We start from the raw sequence: 21,307 nt of genomic DNA, 5'->3' as shown, positions 1-21,307 counted from the left end.
GATTAAATGATTACTGATAAACATGTTGAGCAATTTAAGGAAGACATGAGTATCTTTCATAAATCACAAGATGAAAAGTTTAAACGCAATTTAAGTTCATCTTATAGAGCAATACAGAATTTATGTGGTCCTTTTAATTTAGATAAAGATGAACTAGGTAAAGAATTAGTTTTTGAAAGAACAAGATATATGAACAATGATCAACTTGAATTTTTTGACGATAACTTCTCTACAATGATTAATGATTTTGGTATAGAAAACAAATTAATGGTGGGTGATATAGATGAACCAAGTGAGCTTTAATATAAAAAAGACTGTTTCTGGTGACTATAGAACCCCTGTTACCTTTTATGAATATAAAGACACAAGTCCTTATCCGGGAGAAAAAGAAAAAGAGAGACTTTATTTCTGTTTAGCAGAAATGTACAGTTTGTCAGTAAAAGATATGGAAATATTAAACGTGAGTACTTCTAAAACAGGTATGACAATCGTTATTCCAGATGCTTTAACTGATTATATACCTCGTTATAACCATGTTGTAGAAGTAGATGATTTCAGACTGGAACATAAAATGTATAACATTTTAGAGTTTAGACTTAATCAACCGGATAAAGGACAAATTACTATTGTGTTAGGTAATAGGCCATATGAGCGTTGAAGTAAAAGGTGTTAAAGAACTCATTAATCAATTAGAGAAAAAGTTTGGCGCAGAACACACAAAACAAGTGAGTGACAAAGCTTTAAAAAGTGCTGGTGGACATTTCGAAAAAGAATTAAAGAACGCTTTTGTAAGTTTTGAGGATACAGGAGCATCTAAAAATGAAATAAAACTATCTGAACCAATGAACATAAATGGTGTAAGAGGTATTAAAATTTATTGGGAAGGCCCAATGGATAGATATCGACTTATACATTTAAATGAGTGGGGTTACAGACGTAATGGCACTAAGTATTACCCTAAAGGTCATGCTGTTATTGCTAAAACGCTTAAGAGTTCTGAAAAAGTCTATAGAAACATCGTTAAAGATGAGATAAGGAAGAATTTACTATGAATATTTTAATGTATATACGTGAGTTGCTATTAAATGATCCATTCATAAAATCTCAAGTCGATGAAAGAATTCATTTTTATAAAGTCGGTGAAAATACTGATACTTCTCAACCATTTATAACGATTACACCTATTGATGGAGAACCAAGCACTTTTGTTTCGGATAAGTATTTATCTGAAACTTTTTTTGTGCAAGTTGACGTTGAAACATATAAACATCAAAAGTCTTTAGATATTGCAAATAGAATTAGAAACATATTATGGGTGAATGGTTTCAAACAAAAAGGAACAGAATTTGATGAGCCTTTTGAAGAAACAAAAAGATATGTTCTTGCAAGAAAATATTTAGGAATACCAAAAAACAAATATTACAAAGGAGAGCCTGTTGAATAACGTGCTCTTTTTTTATTCCAAGGAGGAAATAAATTATGCAAACATTCGGATTTAAACGCTTATTAGTTGGTGTATTTGATGAAGACGGTAAAAAAGTTGAAAAGAAATTAACGTGGGAAGATGCTGACGGTGGTACTGTAAATCTTAATATTTCCGGACTAAATCCAGAATCAGTTAAATTCCGTGCTTCAAATAAAACAGTTTGGCAAAAACGACAAGGTACTGATGAAGTTAAGTCTGATATGGACTTATTCAATGTGCCTACAGAAGATTTAAATACTGTTTTAGGTAGAGATGTAGACGGAAAAACTTCATGGGTTGGCGATGATACTCGTGCACCATATGTAGCAATGATTGGTGTATCAGAAAATCCAGTTACAGGAGAACCTATTTATTGTGCCTTAACTAAAGGTACATTAGGACTTGAGTCTATTGAAATGAAAACTACAGAAGAGAAAATCGAAGCACCTGAACCATTGAAGCTTGCTGGAGATTGGATGGGACGCACTATTGATGGTAAATCTCGTACTATTGGTTTCCATGAAGGTGATGAAGGAGCAGACGAATTCATTAGCACTGTGTTTGAAGGGCTAGAAGAAGAACCAGAAACACCCTAATAACCCCCAAAATGTAGTAGTGGATGCTGATACTAATTCGGCATCTATTACTGCTGAATAGGGGCAATCATTAAGGAGGTAAAAGAATGGCTGACACACTAAAAGTATACAAAGGCGATGATGTAGTAGGCACTGCTGAACATGGTGAAGATGGTAAAGCTAAAGTAACAGTTGACGGCTTAGACGCTAATACTGATTACGCTGCTGGTACTTACCAAGTATCATTTTCTAATGAGAATGGTGAATCAGATAAAGTAGACGTACCATCATTCAAAACAAAACCTATCGCAGTAACAGGCATAACAATTGCACCTAAAACTGCAAGCGTTGATGTAGACACAACAACTAAATTAAATAGTACGGTTGCACCATCAACTGCTACAAATAAATCAGTATCATATAAAAGTTCTGATGAAGCAGTCGCTACGGTATCAAGTAACGGTACAGTAACTGGTGTTGCAGAAGGTGACGCAACTATTACCGTTACAACACAGGACGGTAATAAATCAGATACTGCAACGATAACAGTTAACGCAGTTGAAGAGCCAGAACCGGAACCAGAACCAGAAGAATAACAATATAGAGGGCTTTATGCCCTCTTTTTTATTTGCGCAAATAAAAAACAAAACATCGGAGGAATATAAATGATTAAATTTGAAATTAAAAACCGTCAAACAGGTAAGAAAGAAGCTTATGAAAAAGAAGATATTAGTTTAATGGAAGCAGAAAGATTTTATGAGTTACAAGATAAACAAGAAAAAGAAAATGAAAAAGCTAGAAAAAAAGCAATTGAAGAAATAGAAAAAGAACATGGCAGTGAAAATGATTTTGAAAATCAAGATTTTTATTTCCAGTTAGTACAACAAAAATATTTACAAATTGTAGATGCTAAAAAATTAAGACAAATGGAACGTGAATATTTTGTAAGTTTATTTGCTGACCAAGGATTAACTGAAGACGACATATTACAAAGCATGAGTACAAAAGTTTACAACAAAATTTCTAAGGAGATATTTCGAGAAATCTCTGGAGAAGATGAAGAAAGTAATCAAGATGAATCAGAAGAATTGGGAAAGAACGGAGAACAATCACAATAAAAGACGTTTTATCGAATTTCGATAAAATCAGACACATTTGTGCAGAAAAGTATGGGTGGGATTTTAAAACAACTAATCAACAACCGTACTTACTTTTATTGAAGATGTTGAACTCAACTAATGATAAAGAAAATAGTCCTAAAAAAGAAACCAACAATCCTAAACAAGGTGGAGTCATAACAGGAAATGGATTAAAAGCGTTCTTTGGTGGATAGAAGGGAGGAATAAACTTAATGGCTAATGAAAGAATGGAAGGCTTAACTCTGGAGATGAAGTTAGACTCTATAGGTGTTAGTGAAGGGCTAAAAGGTCTTAAAAGAGAGTTAGGCGTTGTAAATAGTGAGATGAAAGCTAACCTATCAGCTTTTGATAAATCTGACCGTTCTATGCAGAAATACCAAACACGTTTAGATGGTTTGAATACTAAGTTAACTGTACAAAAGAAAATGTATAACCAAGCTAAACAAGAACTAGAAGATTTGAATACTAGCTATAAAAATGCTGGGACAGAAATTAAAAAAGTAGAAACCCAACTATCCAAACTGACTGATGAACATAAAAAGAACGACCAAGCACTAAAAAAATCAAATGATGAAATAAAAAAATCAAATGATGGACTTAAAAAGGCTAGAATGCAACAAAAAGTTGTGAACGATGAAAAAACTAAAGCTAAACAAAAGTTAGATCAATTAAGACAAGCAGAAATGCAATTACGTAATTCTGGCAAAGCGACAACAGACCAAATTAAGAAAGCGAGTAACGCAACAAAACAACAAAGACAAGTACATCAAAATTTGGTTGAACAGTACAAAAAAGAACGTGCTACGGTTAAACAATTATCAGATACACATAAGCGACTTAAAGGTGAAAATGATAAAGTTAAACAATCTTATAAGCAGTCTAGTGCAGAACTAAAGAATACACAAAATCAACATAAGAAGTTAAATAAAGAAATTCAAGATTATACTAAAAACCAAGCTGAAGCAACTAAAAAAATTAATAATGAAAAAGCATCATTAAATAATCTGGAAAAAGCTATTGAAAAAACTTCTAATGAAATGAAATTGTTCAACAAAGAACAAGCATTAACAAATAGTCATTTTACTAAAACAGCTGATAAGTTTGATAAGTTAAGTGATTCTTATTCACGTTTTGGAATGGGCTTACAGAGTGTAGGACGTAACATGTCTATGTATGTAACAACGCCAATAGTTGGAGCGTTAGGATATGCAAGTAAATTAGGTGTTGAATTTGATGATTCTATGCGTAAGGTACAAGCGACTTCTGGTGCTAGTGGTAAACAGTTAGACCAACTAAAAGCAAAAGCACGTGAAATGGGTGCTACTACAAAATTTAGTGCTACAGACAGTGCAGAAGCCTTAAACTATATGGCACTTGCTGGTTGGAAAACAAATGACATGGTAAAAGGTTTACCAGGTATTATGAACCTAGCAGCAGCGTCTGGTGAGGACTTAGCGCAAGTATCAGATATTGTAACTGATGGTCTAACGGCATTTGGTCTTAAAGCGAAAGATAGTGGTAGATTTGCAGACGTTCTAGCAGCTGCTAGTGCTAACGCCAATACAAACGTATTAGGCATGGGCGAAGCGTTTAAATATGCTGCACCAGTTGCAGGTGCTTTAGGCTATACAATAGAAGATACTTCTATAGCTATTGGTCTTATGAGTAATGCAGGTGTTAAAGGTCAAAAAGCTGGTACGGCTTTACGTACAATGTTTACAAACTTAGCTAAACCGACAAAAGCAATGAAGAACCAAATGGAAGAACTAGGTATAACGATTACAGATAGTAACGGTGAAATGTTGCCGATGCGTGATGTACTAGATCAACTAAGAGAAAAGTTCAGTGGTTTATCGAAAGACCAACAAGCTAGCGCAGCAGCAACTATATTCGGTAAAGAGGCTATGTCTGGTGCTTTAGCAGTAATTAACGCTTCTGAATCTGATTATACTAAATTATCTAAAGCAATAGATAAAAGTGAAGGTTCTGCAACTGCAATGTCCAAGACAATGGAAAGTGGACTTGGTGGTTCATTAAGAGAACTACGTTCAGCTGCAGAAGAATTAGGATTATCTATCTTCGAGAGTGTTCAACCTGCTTTAAAAGGCATGGTTAGTGGACTGAAAAACACTGTTGATTACTTAAATGGATTACCTAAAGGCGCTAAATTAGCTGCAGTTGGTTTTGGTGTTATAACTGCTGCAATTGGACCTTTACTACTTGGTACAGGTCTATTAATCCGTGGTATAGGTTCTGCTATGAAAGGTTATGCTGGATTAAACAGAGTAATGGCCAAGAATAGTGTCGAAGCTGGTATAAATGCTGCAGCACATTCTGCTGCTGGAACATCAATGGTTAAAACTACTGCCAAGAACAATAAAGGTTTATCAAGATTTACAAGTTTAATTGGTTTATCAGGTAAAAGTACTGGAAAACTAAGTACAGTTTTAAGAGTGGGTTCAAAAGGTTTAGGGGTATTCGGACTAGCTATTACTGCAGTTGCTGGTACATTAACGTATGCATATAAAAACATTGATTGGTTTAGAAGTGGAGTTCAAAGCTTAGGTACTTTTCTTAAAGAAGTTGGTAGTTCGATAGACTGGTCTTGGATAAGTGATTCTGCTAAATGGTTTAAAAAGGCTGGTAGTGCAACTAAAGATTTTGGAACTAAACTTTTAGAGTTAAATCCTTATATGCAACTAGCGAAATTGTATTTTGGAAAGCTAGATGATGCTGTTAGTAAATCAACTGATACTGTTGATATATATGGCGAAGGTGTTTCTAAAGGAACCAAAAAAGCGCTTAGTAAATATACCGATTTGTCGGAAAAAGCGAAAGTGAAGTTAGAAGAAATACGAATAAGCCATGATGTTATTGGTAAAGAACAGTATAAAACTGTATCTGATTTATATTCTAATATTAATAAAGAAGTAGAAAATCAGTTAGAGCAAAGACACGATAAAGAAATTGGTAAGTTAACTAAACTCTTTAAAGAATCTGACGCTCTAAGTGGAAAAAGAGAACAAGAAATTCTACAAAAAACCAAAGATGCTCATCAAAAAGAACTTGATGAAACTCAAAAAGTAAATGATCAGATTCAAGAAATTTATAAAACTGCTAAAGATGAAAAACGTGCTTTAACTGAAAAAGAAAATGAAAAAATTGCTAGTTTACAATCTCAATTAGATATAAAAGTAACCGAATCACTAAGTAATGGAGAGAAAGAACAAAAGGTTATTCTCGAAAGAATGAAAAATAATCAATCAGCTTTATCTATGGAAGCAGCATCTAACGTTATTAAAGAAAGTGCTAAATCTAGAGATAAGTCAATTGGAGACGCTAAGAAAAAACGTGATGATGTTATAAAATGGGCTATTGAACAACGTGATGAAGCTAAAACTTTATCTAAAGATGAAGCAGATAAAATAATAAAAGATGCTAACGATAAATATAAGGAATCGAAAGATAAAGCGAAATTACAACATAAAAAAGTTGTTAGCGAAGCACAGAAACAAAATAAAGGCGTTAAAGAGAATATAGATTCTCAAAACGGTCATGTACTATCATCTTGGGAGAAAACTAAAAATAAAGTTAGTAAACACGCTGGTAAAATGGCAGGTTCAGCTATAGGTAGCTTTTTAAGAACTTCTAAAGGTGCGACGAAGTGGCTAGGTAAAGCCACAGGTACTGCTGTAAGCAAATTCAAATCAATTTCTAAAGGAGCAGGAGATTGGTTAGGAAGAGCTGCAGGTACTGCTGCTGGTAAGTTTACAAGTATTAGTAGTAGTGCAGCAAAATGGCTAGGAAAAACTGCTGGAACTGCATTATCCAAATTTACAAATGTATCTAGTAGTGCTGGTAAGTGGTTAGGCAAGACCGCAGGAACAGCAACAAGTAAATTCACTACGGTGTGGAACTCTGCAAAAGATAGATTTAACAGAACTAGAGATAAGGCTGAAAGTTCTACTAAATCTGTTAGTAAAAGTGCTGGAAAATGGTTTGGTAGCGCAGCTGGAACAGCAAAATCAAGATTCGGTGAAATTTGGGGAAGTGCTAAAAGTAACTTTACCAATGTTGCTGAACATGGTTGGAATAAAGCAAAGTCTACTTATAACGGATTCAAAACATGGCTTGGCAGAACACTTAAATATATTCGAGATATAGGTTCAGATATGGGACGCGCAGCATCTGATTTAGGTATCAAAGTAGCTAATAACGCTATTGAAGGTCTAAATAAAATGATTGCTGGTGTTAATAAAATATCTGTTGCGATAACTGGGGACAACCTTATTAAAACTATCGATACTATTGGCAGTGCTGGTACGTTAGGAAGAAGATTATCTACTGGTACAGTTGGTAGTGATGTTTCAACTGATTCAGATGGTGCTTTAAAACAAGCTACTATGGCAATTGTGAATGATAAAGGACCAGGAAACGGAACAGGTGGTTTCACACAAGAAATCATCGAACGTAAAGATGGTTCTATGTATATGCCGAAAGGTAAAGATGTACCTGTAATGTTAGAGCCAGGTTCAAAAGTTCATAGTGGTAGTGTAACGCAACAATTAGCAAAATTAGGGTTATTGCCTAAGTTTAGTACTGGTACACCTAGAAAGAAACGTTTAGACGAACAGTTAGTTGGTGCATTTGGGAAGTTAACAGGTAAAACAGTAGGACATGGTGCAGAAGCATTAGATGGTATTGGCACACTTACTGATAAAGCCAAAGGAGAAGCAGGAAAACAAGTAGGAAAAGCTTCTGCTTTTGTATCTAAATCAGTTAAAGATGTTTGGGATTTTGTTGATAAACCTAAAGAATTAATCAAAAGAGTAATGAACGACTTTGGTGTTAACTTCAAAAGCATTCCAGCACATACTGGTGAGTTAGTAAGAGGCGCTTATAAGAAATTAAAATCAAGTCTGGCTGATAAAGTTACTTCTATGTTTGATGAATTTGGCTCATCTGGTGGCGGATATAACCCATTCGCAGATTGGCCTATAACACCTGGCCGTGGTTGGAAATCTGGAGGACATGCCGGTATTGACTACGCTGTACCTGCTGGAACGAAGATTCCTTCTCCAATAGATGGTGAAGTTATTCAAAGATGGTTTTCTCCGTATGGAGGAGGTAATGAAACTCAAGTCTATGATGGATCTAAATATACACATATATTTATGCACCAAAGTAAACAAATCGCTAAAAAAGGGCAACGTATTAATCAAGGAGACACGATTGGTTTAGTTGGTAATACAGGTAATTCATTTGGCGCTCACTTACACTGGCAAGTTAACAAAGGAAAAGGTTTCAGGAATAACCATCCAGACTCTATTAACCCATTAGATTGGGTAAAAGAGGCAATGGCAGCAGGTGGTGCAGGTGGAAAAGGTGCAGCTTATGCTAGAAAAATTATTAAACAAGCACAAAATATATTAGGTGGACGCTATAAATCACCTGCTATCACAGAACATATGATGAAACTTGCTAAGCGTGAATCTAACTTTGACCCGAAAGCGGTAAATAATTGGGATAGTAACGCTCAAAGAGGTACACCTTCTAAAGGTATGTTCCAAATGATTGAACCAACATTCAGAGCAAACGCTAAATCTGGATATAATAAGTTTGGTAATACATTACATGAAGCAATATCATCATTACAATACATTGTAAGAACTTATGGTTGGGGAGGTTTCCCGAGAGCAGCATCAGCAGCTTACGCAAATGGTGGTATATCATCCACTCATAAGATTGCGCAAATTAGTGAAGGTAACAAAGCAGAAGCAATTGTACCATTAACTAAACGTACAAGAGCAATACAATTAACTGAACAAATTATGGATTATCTTGGTATGGATACAGGAAAATCTAATGTAACAGTTAATAATGATACGAGCGTGATGGAGAAGTTGTTGAAACAATTAGTATCCTTGAATGACAAGTCTAATAGACAGACAGATGTCATTATTCAATTAATGAAACAGATTCCAGAAGGTACAGATATTAGTAAGTTAGAACCTATGATATCTACTTTACAAGGTAGCAGATTAAATAACGCTAATTACACAATGGGAGGTGCTAGATAGTGCTTGAAGATAGATGGCTGAAAATAATAAAACAAAATAGTACTGTTGATGCGCATGAACTATTACCTGGCTTTATGTTTTCTGAGTTGAGAATGGATTCACCAGAAGTAGTGAGTAATAACTTAACTATTTCTGGAAAAGATGGAGAAATGCCGGGGCAATTAACATTTGCCCCTTTTAATATTACATTAAAGTGTGGCTTTGACGGTTGGGATGAATCAGATGCTTATTTAGCAGAACTAAAGTTAAGAGAAATTTTCGCTTCACGTGAGAGGTATGTTGTCATTTCATCTCAAATGCCAGGTATAAAATTTCCGGTTGAGTATGTGTCTATTAATCAAAATCTTGAGCAAATTCCTTTTTTAGAATTTGAAATAACTTTAAAAGTATACAAAGGTTATTCCGAATCTTTATACGAAACAAACCAATACGATAAAACGTCTGATAAATGGCAATTCGGTAATGGATTGTTAGTGAATGACGACATTAAATATAAGCACAATACAACTAGTTTTAAAATATTCAATGGTTCATCTGATACGATTGCACCATTTCCTCATAGGCATAAACTTGTTATTAAAGTTAATATCAATGCACCTAATGGCTTTAAATTAATCAATCGTACTACTGGTGATGTGTTTGAATATAAGAAAGCTATTAAATCTAATCAACAACTGATTATTAACGGTGTATACCCTACTATTAATGGTAAGCGTGTAGGCATAAATACAAATCATGAATGGCTATCACTTGCACCTGGATATAATGATATTGAAATAATAGGAACGGATATAACACAATCGACTGTTGAATTTATATTCCCATTCATATATAGGTAGGTGACAATATGGACAACTTAATATTAACTAATCCAAGTAGAACCGTTGCTGAAGTCTTAATCGACTTTGACCTTAGCTCTTTTAAATATGAAAACGAAGATAACAACAGTCGGTCAATATCATTAACAGCTTTCAAAACAAATCTGAATTCTGATATTTACGATATGGTTCAAAATGAAGCTATTTTATTATTCAGAGGTCAAGAGTACGTTATTAAAACAACTGATCCAAAAAGTAATAACATTACGTTAATGAATGATATTACAGCACATCATATTATGTACGAGTTCCAAAATCACTACATCGATAAAGATTTAGAAAGTGAAGAAATGAATAATGAAAACGACGAAGAATTACCAACACCAACATGGACGTTAGAACAGTATTTAGATTTTGGGTTCAAAGGAAATAAATTAGGTTACAAATATAAAATCATAGGCACATTTGATAAACGAATTGCTATTGATGAAGTCGGCGATAAAAATGGTATAGAGTTCTTAGTTGAAGGTGCTGAACTATTTGGATATACCTTCTATGCAGATAATAAAACTATTTTTATTTGTGATGATGATACTTCACACAAAGTAACTGATGTTGAGTTGATTGGTGGTTATAACGTCGATGAGGCTAGTGTATCTATTAATACGCAAGAACAGAAAACGTATATTAGAGGATTTGGTAAGAAGAAAACGAAAGCTGAAACGAAAAACTATAACCCTATTAAGCCAACAGACTTAACGTATAACGGCACATTTGTTAAAGAAGGTACTTGGTATACAGAAAGAGTTGGCAATTCATTTACAAAGCAGATTAACTGTAAATGGGGTAATGAAACACTGACGTGGACTGTTAAAAAAGGTTCATTGGGTGGCATGGTTAGAGTGTATTTGGATAATGGAGTGATAGATAACTATAATACTTACAGTCGAACAACGACAACAGAACAAATTATCATTGCTAAAAACTTATCTAAAGGCAATCATACATTTAAAGTTGAGTTTGTTGGTCCCGTCAGTAATGTGGACTATAAGAATAAAAAACCTCGTATGTATGTAGGTACTGAAAAATCAACAACATTAAATTTAACTGCTGTTCTAAAAGGAACTGATTTATACCATGTAACAGATGAATATTATTCACCATACTATGATAAAAATAATCCAAAAGTAGCACCAACACTGTATGACGATAATATATTAGATAAAACAGAGCTTAGAAAACGCTTGATTGAAGAATTAAACGATGAACCAGTAGTCGAGTTATCAACAAATTATTTAGATACAGAACCGATACATGAGCGTGAAATGGTTTACTTCAAACACAATGGTCTAGGCTTCGATACGATGTTGAAAGTAGTTAAAATAACCGAATCACATCCATTGTTAAATTTACCTGTAGAAGTTGATTTCAGTAATAAGAAAACAGACATTATCAAAATACAACAAACAATTAATAGAAGAATTAAAAATGTAGATAAACAAATCAAGTCGGGTACTCTTGGAGGCTCGACTTTTGTTATGCCTAATTTATATTCAGATTCAGTAGGGGTGGTGCTATTAGATGGCTAAAGTAAATATTAGATATTTAAGAGATTTAGATGGTGATAGATACTTTCCTATGACACATGTTGATGCCTTAGTTGGTCTTGAACAATTTGACGATAGCGAAGATATAGAAAGTTTAAGTGGCTTAGTTAACAAGCTAAATATTAGGGTGTCGGCACAAGAAAGTGAAATCACAACTTTAAAAAATGAAAATAGATTAATAAAGGAAGAAATTAAAGAAATTAAGACATTGCTTGATGAATTAAAAGAACCACCAAAAGAGGAGGGCGACAAATGAGAATAAAACTTAACTTTCCAATCGAATTAGGCCAAAAGTTTAGACGATTGATTATAGATAACTATAGGTTAATAAGTCAAAAGTTTGATTACTTAGATAGCTATTTAAAAAAGCATAGAACAGAAGAAAAGAAAGCGCACAAATCATCTCAAATAGATCATGATGGGAACAGTCTTGATAGAGAAATTAAACAAATGCAAGGAGAATTCGACAATGTTATTATCACAAACAACGGAGATGGCATTGCAGAAGTTACACAAGCACAAGTGGATATGGTAGGTACGAGACATGAAGTATTAGCTAAACGATTAAGAGCTGACTTTTTAAACTTAGAGAGGCAAGTTGACGAAACGAATAAAGAATTAGAAAAGTCTAAAGTTATACGTTCTGCTTATGACTTTGATGTTTATCCAGACCAAGATATAGATTCGAGTAAAGGATTACAAGATTGGCTTGATTGGAATAACCATCGTGGTGGTGGCACAATCATACTACCATATGGTGAGTATTTGATAGAAAAACAACTGACGATTTATCGGAACACAACAATCTTAGGCTATGGTGCAAAGATAATAAGAAGTGGTGACAATCGAGGTTGGCTAACTAACTTACCAGATGGAGAGTTGCCATATAAATATGAAGGTGAAGGCAACATAAAAATATGTGGTTTAACATTTGATGGCAATCATGAATTAACAACAAATATGAATGGTGTACTACTTGCTCATGGTGAAAACATCGTTTTTGAAGATTGTTTATTTAAAAACGTTGCTGGTACACATGCTATCGATTTAAGTGGATGTAAAGATGTACTGATTAAACAATGTAGTTTTAAAGGTCAAAGAGATGCAGTTGATGGCAACAAAGAAGCAATACAAGTATCCATCGCTAGTAAAGATGGTATTGGCGAACAGTATAGCAGTTCATTCGATAGTACACCATCAGTAAATGTAGTCGTAGAAAACTGTTACTTTGGACCTTCTGAAGAATTTGGAGGCTGGGCTACAGCAATAGGCGATCATTTTTCTGTATATGATAAATGGGTGTCTAATGTACGTATTTCAAATAATTTTATTGAAGGAACGACAGACTATGCTTTACGTGTGTATAAATTTAAAAATACTACTTTAAGTGGAAATATTATTAATAACTGTAATGGTGGGATATTTGCTACACCCACACCTGGTGGCTATTTATCTTCTCATAATGCCGAAGGTGTGCAAACGGGTGAAGCTCAATCTGGAGAAGATTTAAAACTTATAAACAATACGATTACTAATATTCAAACGAACGGTATTCACGTTTCAGCATATCCGAATAAAATTGACGAGGAAACGAACGAATCGTTTAGTTTCGTTGATATTAAAGATAACACTATTCGAAATTGTCAAAGAGTTGGTATATATGTACCTGAATCTGACAGAGTGAAAATAACAGGAAACTCAGTAGATAAAGTAAATGTTGGTATTCAATCATACGGAACGTGGCAATTGTTGGTTTCTAACAATATCGTATCGAATACAAACACTATAGGGATATTCGTTTCTAATAATAAAAAATTAGAATCAGGTAGCGTTCAAAACCATGCAACAATTACTGGAAATCAAGTCTATAATACAGGTCAAGATGGTATAAGAGTTTCAGAAGGTGCAATTTATATTAAGGTCGATAATAATGATATATCTAATTATGGATTAGATGCTACACAAAGTTGGATAATTGCAGGTATTTATTATGTTGATGTTCACAACGGATCTATCACTAATAATATATTAAATAATGCAGCGAAAAACTTTATAGACGCTGTTAGAGTTTCAGAAGAAAGTACTGATATACAAGTATGGAATATACAACCAGGCAATGGCACAATTACTGTTTTAAGTAAAGATAAAAACTATTATGGCTTTAGAGATATTGACGGTAACATAATTCGATATGATGGAGGCGTTAAATAATGGCGATTAAAAAAATTGGAACGTTAAGACAAGATGTAAACGCACATTATAAAGAATTGCACAATACAAACATCATGTTTTATAACATGGATATAAACACTTCAACACTAAAATTCATTATAACGAGAAATAAAAAAACATTACCATTAGGCAAGAATAATGTAGATACTTACATTTATTTAGAGGCAGAAGATGGTTCTTTTATTCAAGATGATGTAGTTATAACAGATGAACTAAATGGAATTTGTGAATATGATATACCAAAAGAATTTTTAAACCATACCGGTAAAGCTACAGGTCAATTTTATATCAGTGTTGATAATAAAGAAGATACAGTCACAAATATAGACTTCACTTTTAATATAAAAGACAGCTTAATAAATACAATACCTTCCAATGTAAAAGTGAATTATATTCGTAAGTATGATGAGTTAGAAAAAACATTGAAAGAAAAAGTACAAAATATTGAAGATGATTATAAAGCGATTGATGATTATATCACTAAAGTTCGAGACGCTTCCGAAGAAGGCGTTCAAAACGTTAACGAAACAAAGGAAATCGCCTTAACCCAAATCAATAGTGTTCAAGACGATAATATTAACCAAATTAACACAAAAGGTACACAATATGTTGAAGAATTAACAGGAGTACGTGATGGTATACAGGATAAAATAGATCAATTTAACACTGATGTAGAATCTGTAAATTATGTTAAAGAGGAAGAAGTCGAGAATTGGCAAAAGTATAAAATAACTAATGATGACGGGAAAAGACCTTATTTGCTAAAGGGTTCTTTTAGTAATGTAAATGATTTACCACCCGGCTCGTATGAGACAGTGGGTGCTAATGATGCTACAACACAAAACTTACCTGCTATAACTAGCAATGCCTTTATAGAAATTGATGTGACAGAAAGTGAAAGTGGTGGACGTAAACAAATTTACGTCCTCATTAGCTATAGCAAACGTCTATTCTTGAAAACACTCCACACAAGTAGTACAGATAGAGGATGGACTGAATTTGTTACAAAAAATGAAAATGAAGAAATAGAAACCGAAGAAGGCTCTCAATTCAAATCAAATAAAGCATTGGAAGATGCTAAAGAATATGTTGATATTAGTCTAAAAGAAAGGCATGTCACATTATTTTTAGGCGATGCTAGAGAACGTAATTCTATTTTTTCAATCAATGAAAGTTACAAAAACTTTAGTTATTTATTAATTAAATATAGAACTTCTGGAGGAGCTAAGACGCTCCCAATAGTTGTTGATGAAGATAAGAAAATACCAATACATGATTTTAACATGACAGATACATCTGCTGATAATCCAAGACTCTTCGAAATGGGATTAATATTTAATGATGATACAGAAATAGAAGTGACTCACAACAACACTTTTGATGTAAAAGGCTCTAGGAATCTATATGACGATAACGATATAGTCATTAAAGAAATTATAGGGGTGAGATAATGCAAATTGTTATAAACAATAGAAACGAAATCACATCATATGCTTTAGTTGGCAGTTATAAAGATGGTATAGAAATTAACGACATTCCAAGTAGATTTATCATAGATTTTAAACCACGCTTATATGTATATTCAAACGGACAAATAGTCTTAAATGAAAATTACTCAAGTGGTAATAATGAACAACCTATTCAACCACCTAACATAAGTATGCCTGGTAGTGATGAAGAGTTAAGAAAAATGTTTGCTGAAATGCAAGTTCAGTTAGTTCAAGCAAATATGATGGTTATGCAATTATCACAACAGAATGCTCGATTATCTCAAGAAATGGTAGTAATCAATCAAAAATTAGAGGAGGTAACGAACAATGAAGATGTTATTCCCAAAGTTTGAAGATATTAAAACAATGTATGGTTGGGGTTGTTATAGTAATGACCAAATAAAATGGTTTGTAGATATGCAAGTTATCGACAAAGAAGAATACGCACTTATCACAGGTGAGAAATATCCAGAATAAACCACAAGGCGCTTACTTAGGTAGGCGTCTTTTTATATATAAATAAATTACAGAGAGTGGGTGTTGTATGAACAAGATGTCCTTACCAGAAATGATCTCAAGCACACTACTGTTCGGTTTAGGTGTCTTTAGCTTATGGCGTGGTTTATTCTTTGCTATTCAACAAGAAACAGTATTAAATGATTCAGAATTTTATAAAGCCTTACATCAATTTATGCCTATTTGGATATGGGGAATATTGATGGCTATATCAAGTTTATTTTTAATTTATTCAAGTTGGTTGATACCTAAACGCAATCGCCTTTTTCATTGGACGTTGTTTTTAGGAGGCGCGACATGTTCATTTATGTACCTAATGATGACAAGCGCAGGTTTATTCAATGCGATTAATTGGCTAGCACCTATGCAATTTGCGACATTAAGTGCTATTTGTGGTGTTGTAGCGTTTTTCGGGGGTGCAGAGATTTATGCCAGACGAAAATAGATATGTATTAAAAACTGATCATATCGCTGATATAAGCAAACTAACGGGTCGTATTAAAGATGTTGATAGCAAACACATGGAATTGCACAATGATTTAAAACTTACTATAAACACCCTGTCAATTAGTACGCAAGCATTGACTGAAACGAGCAAGAAAACAAACCATATTTTAGAATCAATTGATGAAAAGATGGATGGATATAATGATCGTATTAAAAATGTAGAATTTAACGTTGAAACGACTACTAAACGTGTAGATGATATTGAACATTCAGTATCGGAACGCAAACAAGGCAACATACAGTTGTGGGTGGCAATAATCGGTACATTAGGAACTGTTATTGTTGGGGCTTTAGCGTTTGCACAAGTATTTTTCTAAGGAGGATAACTAATGAAAATCAACTGGAAAGTTCGTATTAAACAAAAATCATTCTGGGTAGCCATTATCTCGGCTATCCTTTTGTTTGCTCAACAAGTATCGGGTGCATTTGATTACGACATCACGGTATATACAGACCAAATCACTAATATCGTAAACAGTGTGTTAGGTGTGTTGGTATTACTAGGCGTGGTGCAAGATCCAACTACAAAAGGGATAAATGACTCAACAAAAGCTCAACAATATAACGAACCAAAATAAGTCGGCTAAATAGTCGGCTTTTTTAATACAATAAAAGGAGTGTTATTAATGACTGCGAAACTAACACAAAAAGAAGCAGTGAAATATGCACTATCAATGGTAGGCAAAGGATATGATTACGATAATGCCTATGGCTGGCAATGCTTCGATACAGCCAACTATTATTGGCATCAATTATTTGGTCATGGATTAAAAGGTGCAGGCGCTGCTGATATACCTACACACAATAACTTTAAAGGCGAGGCTACTGTATATGAGAATACTAAATCATTCTTAGCTAAACCAGGAGACTTAGTTGTATTTAATCGTAACTATGGTGGTGGATATGGCCACGTATCTATTGTTGTAGGGGCAACATTAAACCAACTTGATGTGGTTGAACAGAATTGGCTTGGTGGAGGACTGAACAAAACAGAAGTTACAGCACGAAGAAAACATAACTATGATTTTCCAATGTGGTTTATTCGTCCAAACTTTAAAGTAGAATCCAAGAAAACGACACCTAAGAAAGAAACTGCTAAGAAACCTACTAGCAAACCAGCGACAAGTAAGAAGAAAGGTAAAACATTAAAGTATAACCGTGACGAAGTTAAAGGATATAAATTACCTAAACGTGGTTATAAACCGAAATTTATTGTTATACACAACGATGCTGGAAATGCGTCAGCTATGCAATATCGACAATCATTAGTAAATGCACCATTATCACGTTTAGAGAACGGTATAGCGCATAGTTATATTAGTGGCGACACAGTATGGCAGGCATTACCAGAAGGGCGTGTAGCATGGCATACAGGAGAGAATACAGGTAATACTAATGGTTATGGTATTGAAGTATGTCAGTCCATGTCTGCTAGTGATAAAGACTTTTTGAATAACGAGCAATCAACATTCCAAGAGGCGGCACGCATGTTAAAAAAATGGGGACTACCAGTAAATAGATCTAGTGTTAAGTTGCATATGGAATTCGTTTCTACTGCCTGTCCTCATCGTAGTATGAAATTGCATACAGGTTGGGACCCAGTAAAACAAGGTAGACCATCACAAGCGACTATAAATAAGTTGAAAGATTACTTCATCTCACAAATCAAACAATACTATAAAGGGGAAATTCCTAAAGGTAGTACAGTATCTGGTAGTAAGCCAAGTCCTAGTACAACTAAACCAGTAAGCACTGCAAATAACGGTTGGCAGTTAAACCAATATGGTGCATGGTGGAAGAAAGAATCTGCTACATTCACATGTGGTGGTAGTCCAATATTAGCAAGAATAGACGCACCATCATTAAAAGCTGCTGATGGTTATTGGTTCCAACCAGGTGGATATACTCCATATGACGAGGTTTGTATAAGAGATAACCATGTATGGATAGGTTATACTTGGAAAGGTGTAAGATATTATTTACCTGTAAGAACTGCAAAAGGTACGCCTCCACGACATTCAGTCGGTCCATTATGGGGGTCTATTAGTTAACTTGCTTTATCCCCTAGATATAGTATAATATATATACTGCTAGACTTGATTGCCATAAGTTAAGTCGTCATTACTATATTATAAAACCCTAGCTTACCAAAACAGGCTAGGGTTATTTTTTGTGCTATAATTCAGATAATTAAGGAGGGGATATTTATGAGTCAAAATTTTACACACTGTATAACTTGTGGTGAGAAAGTTTTCGAAAACGATAAGCACTATAACATTAGTATGTGCGAGAGTTGTGTTGAGCATCAAATGAAGGAAAAATAATATATAATTAAACCCACCAATTAAGGTGGGTTATCTATTTATAATTATACTGAAGCAATAAAGCAATTGGAATAAAGCAACTTAAATTTAAAACTCTAACAAAAAGTCTGTGATTTCTTTAGCTATTATTTTATATTCTTCTTCTGTGTTGCCTTCTCTTGCTTTTTTATATTTCATTTTTAAATTATTTAATAATGCTTTTTGTTTTTTAATTTTCTTTCTAATATTTTTTCTTTTGCCTATGTTTTCTTTTTGTTCTAATTCGTAATATAAAAAGTTATTAAATTCAGTGATTATATCTATTATGTGGGTTGAAGCTCTTTTGTATCGATCATCATCTTTATATGTATTATTTGCTTGTTTAATAATTCGTTTGTGAAATGCTTTGCTTTTTTGATTTAAATATTCTTTATATCGTTTGTGGTCAAAATAAATTTTTATAAAGGGAAATATCATCGTAAATATACCAGCTAATCCGGCTATTATAGTTGCTATTGCTAGAATGGTCTCCAAATATTATCACCGCTTTTTTGTTTTTTTGAAACGAGTTTCTTCTTGTCTTGAGAATATCTAAACCACCCAAACATTTCAATGTGTGGTGTTTTTTTATGTTATAATTTAGTATAAATACCTTTTAATACATTGATTAAATCGTTAGGCAAGGACTTGTCTGTAGATTTTTGCACTGGTTTATACAAATCTTTTTTACTTTTACTTAAATCTAATTCTATAGAATAATTATATTGTTGTTTTAAAGTAGCATATTTATAACTTATATTTAAATTTCTATTATAATCATCTTTTTTTATCCAACAAGTAATTTTTTGTCCTGGCATGATAGTTCTGTTTTCCATTTGTTTAAAGAATTCAACTACATAATTTGGTAAATCGTCATTATATTCTACATTTAAAATTTTACCTTCAGACTTACCAAAATTTTTAAACACGAGAACTTTTTCAAAACTTTCTATATAGTAACTGTCAAAGTAAAATGCGATGTAAGCTTTATTATCTTCAATAAATGTTAGTTTAGCATAATAAGCAGAAATCATATTTGCAATACATACAAACAAAGTAATTAACATAGCACATATTGCTACTATCAATTCCCAATTCATAAAAATCATCCTTTTTATTATAATCTTACTCTATCTCCATAATACAATCCATATCTAAATACATAATACCTTTATCTTCATAATTAATAACCTGCAATGAGTTCATCATCTTATCAAATTTGTGTATCTCACACTTCAATTCTTTAATATATCCATTATGCCAGTATTTTATAGTAGAAACTGGATTATAAAACATCTTTTCTAACAATACATGGTTTAAATCGGCTAGGGCTGATTCGCTTAATTCTGGTTTCTCAATTTTATCTTGATCACGTATGTGTTGATTAATTTCTTCATATTGTTGTGGCATAGTCGCAAATGGTGCCCATTTTATCATTCCACGTCCGTGTGGTATACGTGGATTAAGATATTCTCTTGGTATCTTTCTATAATCTGTTTCGTATTTATATAGTTCTGGCATATCATGGTTAATGACTTTCATATAATCACCTCATAAACATTATACGAACAAGTGTTCTGTTTTGTAAAGGAAAGATAAATTAATCTACTACACCAGAACTACACCAAACACGCATAAACATTGGTGTTGTGGCATTTGAGGAATCCCTCTCAGGACGCTAATAAGTAAATTCCGTTACATCTCGTTACTAAAAACGAAGATGTAACGGGATTCTTTGTTTATAGTGAATTACTGTTTACTAACGTAATTGCTCCGAAACTACACTAAAATAATTAGAATACTCAACGTCAATAAAGCAATTGGAATAAAGTAATATTTTTATTTATTATTTTCTTTTTTATTGCTTATAAATCTGAATAGTAAGCCAATAATTGCCATAATAATTAGGATAAAAGTGCTGATATTAATTATTGTTTTAAGTTGTTGATTGCTTACGAATATTGAATTAATGATTATACTAAGAGAAATAATGATAAATATTATTGTGAAAAATTATAAAGTTTATTAATATTTCATCAAATTCTTTCTACATTTTTCCAATTATGATAATGTAATACTTGAAACTATATAAAAATTGAAGAAGAATCTGTTGAAACTTTGCCAGCTAAAAAACGTGGATGATATGAATGGGCAGTTGGTACATTATGTGGTACTGGCGGAGTAGGTGGAATTTGGGCAGTAGCTACTGCATTTGGCATTACTACAGGTTGGGGTGTATTTACATTAGCCAAAGTTTGCGGTCTAATAACATCTCTTGGTTGTGCCGGGGCAACAAACTATATTTATAAATAAGAAATAGGCGATTACATGACAATGTTTATAATGATATTTCTTTTAGTATATTCAATTATAATTACTTTAATGTATTTCAATAAAAAGAAATAACTGATTTTATTGTGAGCATTATTATGCTTATTATTAAAGGTATTATAAAGACTTTTAGGATTTCTATATTTTTTTGAAGTATTGTCTCAACTATGATGTATATTATTATTAAGGAAGTTCAGGTTTTAGA

22 protein-coding genes and 1 pseudogene are annotated in these 21,307 nt (G+C 33.2%); 20 read left to right on the top strand and 3 right to left on the bottom strand.

Annotated features, from left to right (window positions below):
* Positions 1-6: 6 nt before the first annotated feature.
* The 19 genes from LQ682_RS01050 to LQ682_RS00960 all read left to right on the top strand — a co-directional run bounded on the left by LQ682_RS01050 (position 7) and on the right by LQ682_RS00960 (position 18,480).
* The gene (locus LQ682_RS01050; RefSeq protein WP_147640881.1) at positions 7-303 is read left to right on the top strand and encodes a phage gp6-like head-tail connector protein; all 297 of its coding nucleotides are present in this window, start codon (positions 7-9) and stop codon (positions 301-303) included.
* Entirely contained in the window at positions 284-658 is a 375-nt protein-coding gene (locus LQ682_RS01045) for a hypothetical protein (RefSeq protein WP_239723731.1), read from the top strand. The genes LQ682_RS01050 and LQ682_RS01045 overlap by 20 nt, the downstream gene beginning before the upstream one ends.
* Entirely contained in the window at positions 648-1,052 is a 405-nt protein-coding gene (locus LQ682_RS01040; RefSeq protein ID WP_239723730.1) for a hypothetical protein, read from the top strand. Before LQ682_RS01045 ends, LQ682_RS01040 begins: the two co-directional genes overlap by 11 nt.
* Positions 1,049-1,444, top strand: a complete 396-nt coding sequence (locus LQ682_RS01035) for a hypothetical protein (RefSeq protein ID WP_135020851.1) — start codon at positions 1,049-1,051, stop codon at positions 1,442-1,444. Before LQ682_RS01040 ends, LQ682_RS01035 begins: the two co-directional genes overlap by 4 nt.
* Before the next feature lie 35 nt (positions 1,445-1,479).
* The gene (locus LQ682_RS01030; protein ID WP_239723729.1) at positions 1,480-2,061 is read left to right on the top strand and encodes a phage tail protein; all 582 of its coding nucleotides are present in this window, start codon (positions 1,480-1,482) and stop codon (positions 2,059-2,061) included.
* Between the two features lie 86 nt (positions 2,062-2,147).
* On the top strand, positions 2,148-2,636 hold the full coding sequence (locus LQ682_RS01025) for an Ig-like domain-containing protein (protein WP_239723728.1): 489 nt from the start codon (positions 2,148-2,150) through the stop codon (positions 2,634-2,636).
* A gap of 69 nt (positions 2,637-2,705) precedes the next feature.
* Positions 2,706-3,158, top strand: a complete 453-nt coding sequence (locus tag LQ682_RS01020) for a hypothetical protein (protein ID WP_135020859.1) — start codon at positions 2,706-2,708, stop codon at positions 3,156-3,158.
* 233 nt (positions 3,159-3,391) lie between these two features.
* Positions 3,392-9,259: a phage tail tape measure protein gene (locus tag LQ682_RS01015; RefSeq protein WP_239723727.1), complete on the top strand. Its 5,868-nt coding sequence runs from the start codon at positions 3,392-3,394 to the stop codon at positions 9,257-9,259.
* Positions 9,259-10,098, top strand: coding sequence for a phage tail domain-containing protein (locus LQ682_RS01010; protein WP_239723726.1), 840 nt, complete (start codon positions 9,259-9,261; stop codon positions 10,096-10,098). The genes LQ682_RS01015 and LQ682_RS01010 overlap by 1 nt, the downstream gene beginning before the upstream one ends.
* An 8-nt stretch (positions 10,099-10,106) precedes the next feature.
* Positions 10,107-11,666 (top strand): prophage endopeptidase tail family protein, encoded by a 1,560-nt coding sequence (locus LQ682_RS01005; protein ID WP_239723725.1) that lies wholly within the window; start codon positions 10,107-10,109, stop codon positions 11,664-11,666.
* Entirely contained in the window at positions 11,659-11,940 is a 282-nt protein-coding gene (locus LQ682_RS01000; RefSeq protein WP_239723724.1) for a hypothetical protein, read from the top strand. The genes LQ682_RS01005 and LQ682_RS01000 overlap by 8 nt, the downstream gene beginning before the upstream one ends.
* Positions 11,937-13,895 (top strand): right-handed parallel beta-helix repeat-containing protein, encoded by a 1,959-nt coding sequence (locus LQ682_RS00995; protein WP_239723723.1) that lies wholly within the window; start codon positions 11,937-11,939, stop codon positions 13,893-13,895. Before LQ682_RS01000 ends, LQ682_RS00995 begins: the two co-directional genes overlap by 4 nt.
* Positions 13,895-15,367, top strand: coding sequence for a BppU family phage baseplate upper protein (locus LQ682_RS00990; RefSeq protein WP_239723722.1), 1,473 nt, complete (start codon positions 13,895-13,897; stop codon positions 15,365-15,367). Before LQ682_RS00995 ends, LQ682_RS00990 begins: the two co-directional genes overlap by 1 nt.
* A complete protein-coding gene (locus LQ682_RS00985) occupies positions 15,367-15,759 on the top strand; it encodes a DUF2977 domain-containing protein (protein WP_239723721.1) in 393 nt (130 codons plus the stop codon). The genes LQ682_RS00990 and LQ682_RS00985 overlap by 1 nt, the downstream gene beginning before the upstream one ends.
* Complete coding sequence (locus LQ682_RS00980) at positions 15,734-15,883, top strand: XkdX family protein (protein ID WP_204252911.1); 150 nt, start codon at positions 15,734-15,736, stop codon at positions 15,881-15,883. Before LQ682_RS00985 ends, LQ682_RS00980 begins: the two co-directional genes overlap by 26 nt.
* Positions 15,884-15,950: 67 nt before the next feature.
* A complete protein-coding gene (locus LQ682_RS00975; RefSeq protein ID WP_239723720.1) occupies positions 15,951-16,367 on the top strand; it encodes a G protein-coupled receptor family protein in 417 nt (138 codons plus the stop codon).
* Positions 16,351-16,746, top strand: coding sequence for a hypothetical protein (locus tag LQ682_RS00970; protein ID WP_107590646.1), 396 nt, complete (start codon positions 16,351-16,353; stop codon positions 16,744-16,746). Before LQ682_RS00975 ends, LQ682_RS00970 begins: the two co-directional genes overlap by 17 nt.
* 12 nt (positions 16,747-16,758) lie before the next feature.
* A complete protein-coding gene (locus LQ682_RS00965) occupies positions 16,759-17,007 on the top strand; it encodes a phage holin (RefSeq protein ID WP_107617784.1) in 249 nt (82 codons plus the stop codon).
* Positions 17,008-17,055: 48 nt separating this feature from the next.
* Positions 17,056-18,480, top strand: coding sequence for an SH3 domain-containing protein (locus tag LQ682_RS00960; RefSeq protein ID WP_239723719.1), 1,425 nt, complete (start codon positions 17,056-17,058; stop codon positions 18,478-18,480).
* A 360-nt stretch (positions 18,481-18,840) separates the two neighbouring features.
* On the opposite strand, the gene LQ682_RS00955 is transcribed toward LQ682_RS00960, so the two are convergent.
* The 3 genes from LQ682_RS00955 to LQ682_RS00945 all read right to left on the bottom strand — a co-directional run bounded on the left by LQ682_RS00955 (position 18,841) and on the right by LQ682_RS00945 (position 20,313).
* On the bottom strand, positions 18,841-19,266 hold the full coding sequence (locus LQ682_RS00955; protein ID WP_239723718.1) for a hypothetical protein: 426 nt from the start codon (positions 19,264-19,266) through the stop codon (positions 18,841-18,843).
* A 98-nt stretch (positions 19,267-19,364) separates the two neighbouring features.
* Entirely contained in the window at positions 19,365-19,871 is a 507-nt protein-coding gene (locus tag LQ682_RS00950; RefSeq protein WP_239723717.1) for a hypothetical protein, read from the bottom strand.
* A gap of 25 nt (positions 19,872-19,896) precedes the next feature.
* Complete coding sequence (locus tag LQ682_RS00945; protein ID WP_239723716.1) at positions 19,897-20,313, bottom strand: YolD-like family protein; 417 nt, start codon at positions 20,311-20,313, stop codon at positions 19,897-19,899.
* 570 nt (positions 20,314-20,883) lie between these two features.
* Here LQ682_RS00945 and LQ682_RS14225 point away from each other — a divergent pair.
* Positions 20,884-21,084: pseudogene (locus tag LQ682_RS14225) on the top strand (halocin C8 precursor-like protein); the annotation flags it as partial.
* Between the last annotated feature and the right edge of the window lie 223 nt (positions 21,085-21,307).

It is taken from the genome of Mammaliicoccus sp. A-M4 (assembly GCF_022386955.1).
Taxonomy (GTDB): Bacteria; Bacillota; Bacilli; order Staphylococcales; family Staphylococcaceae; genus Mammaliicoccus; species Mammaliicoccus lentus.
This window is presented reverse-complemented; position numbering and strand designations above follow the sequence as displayed.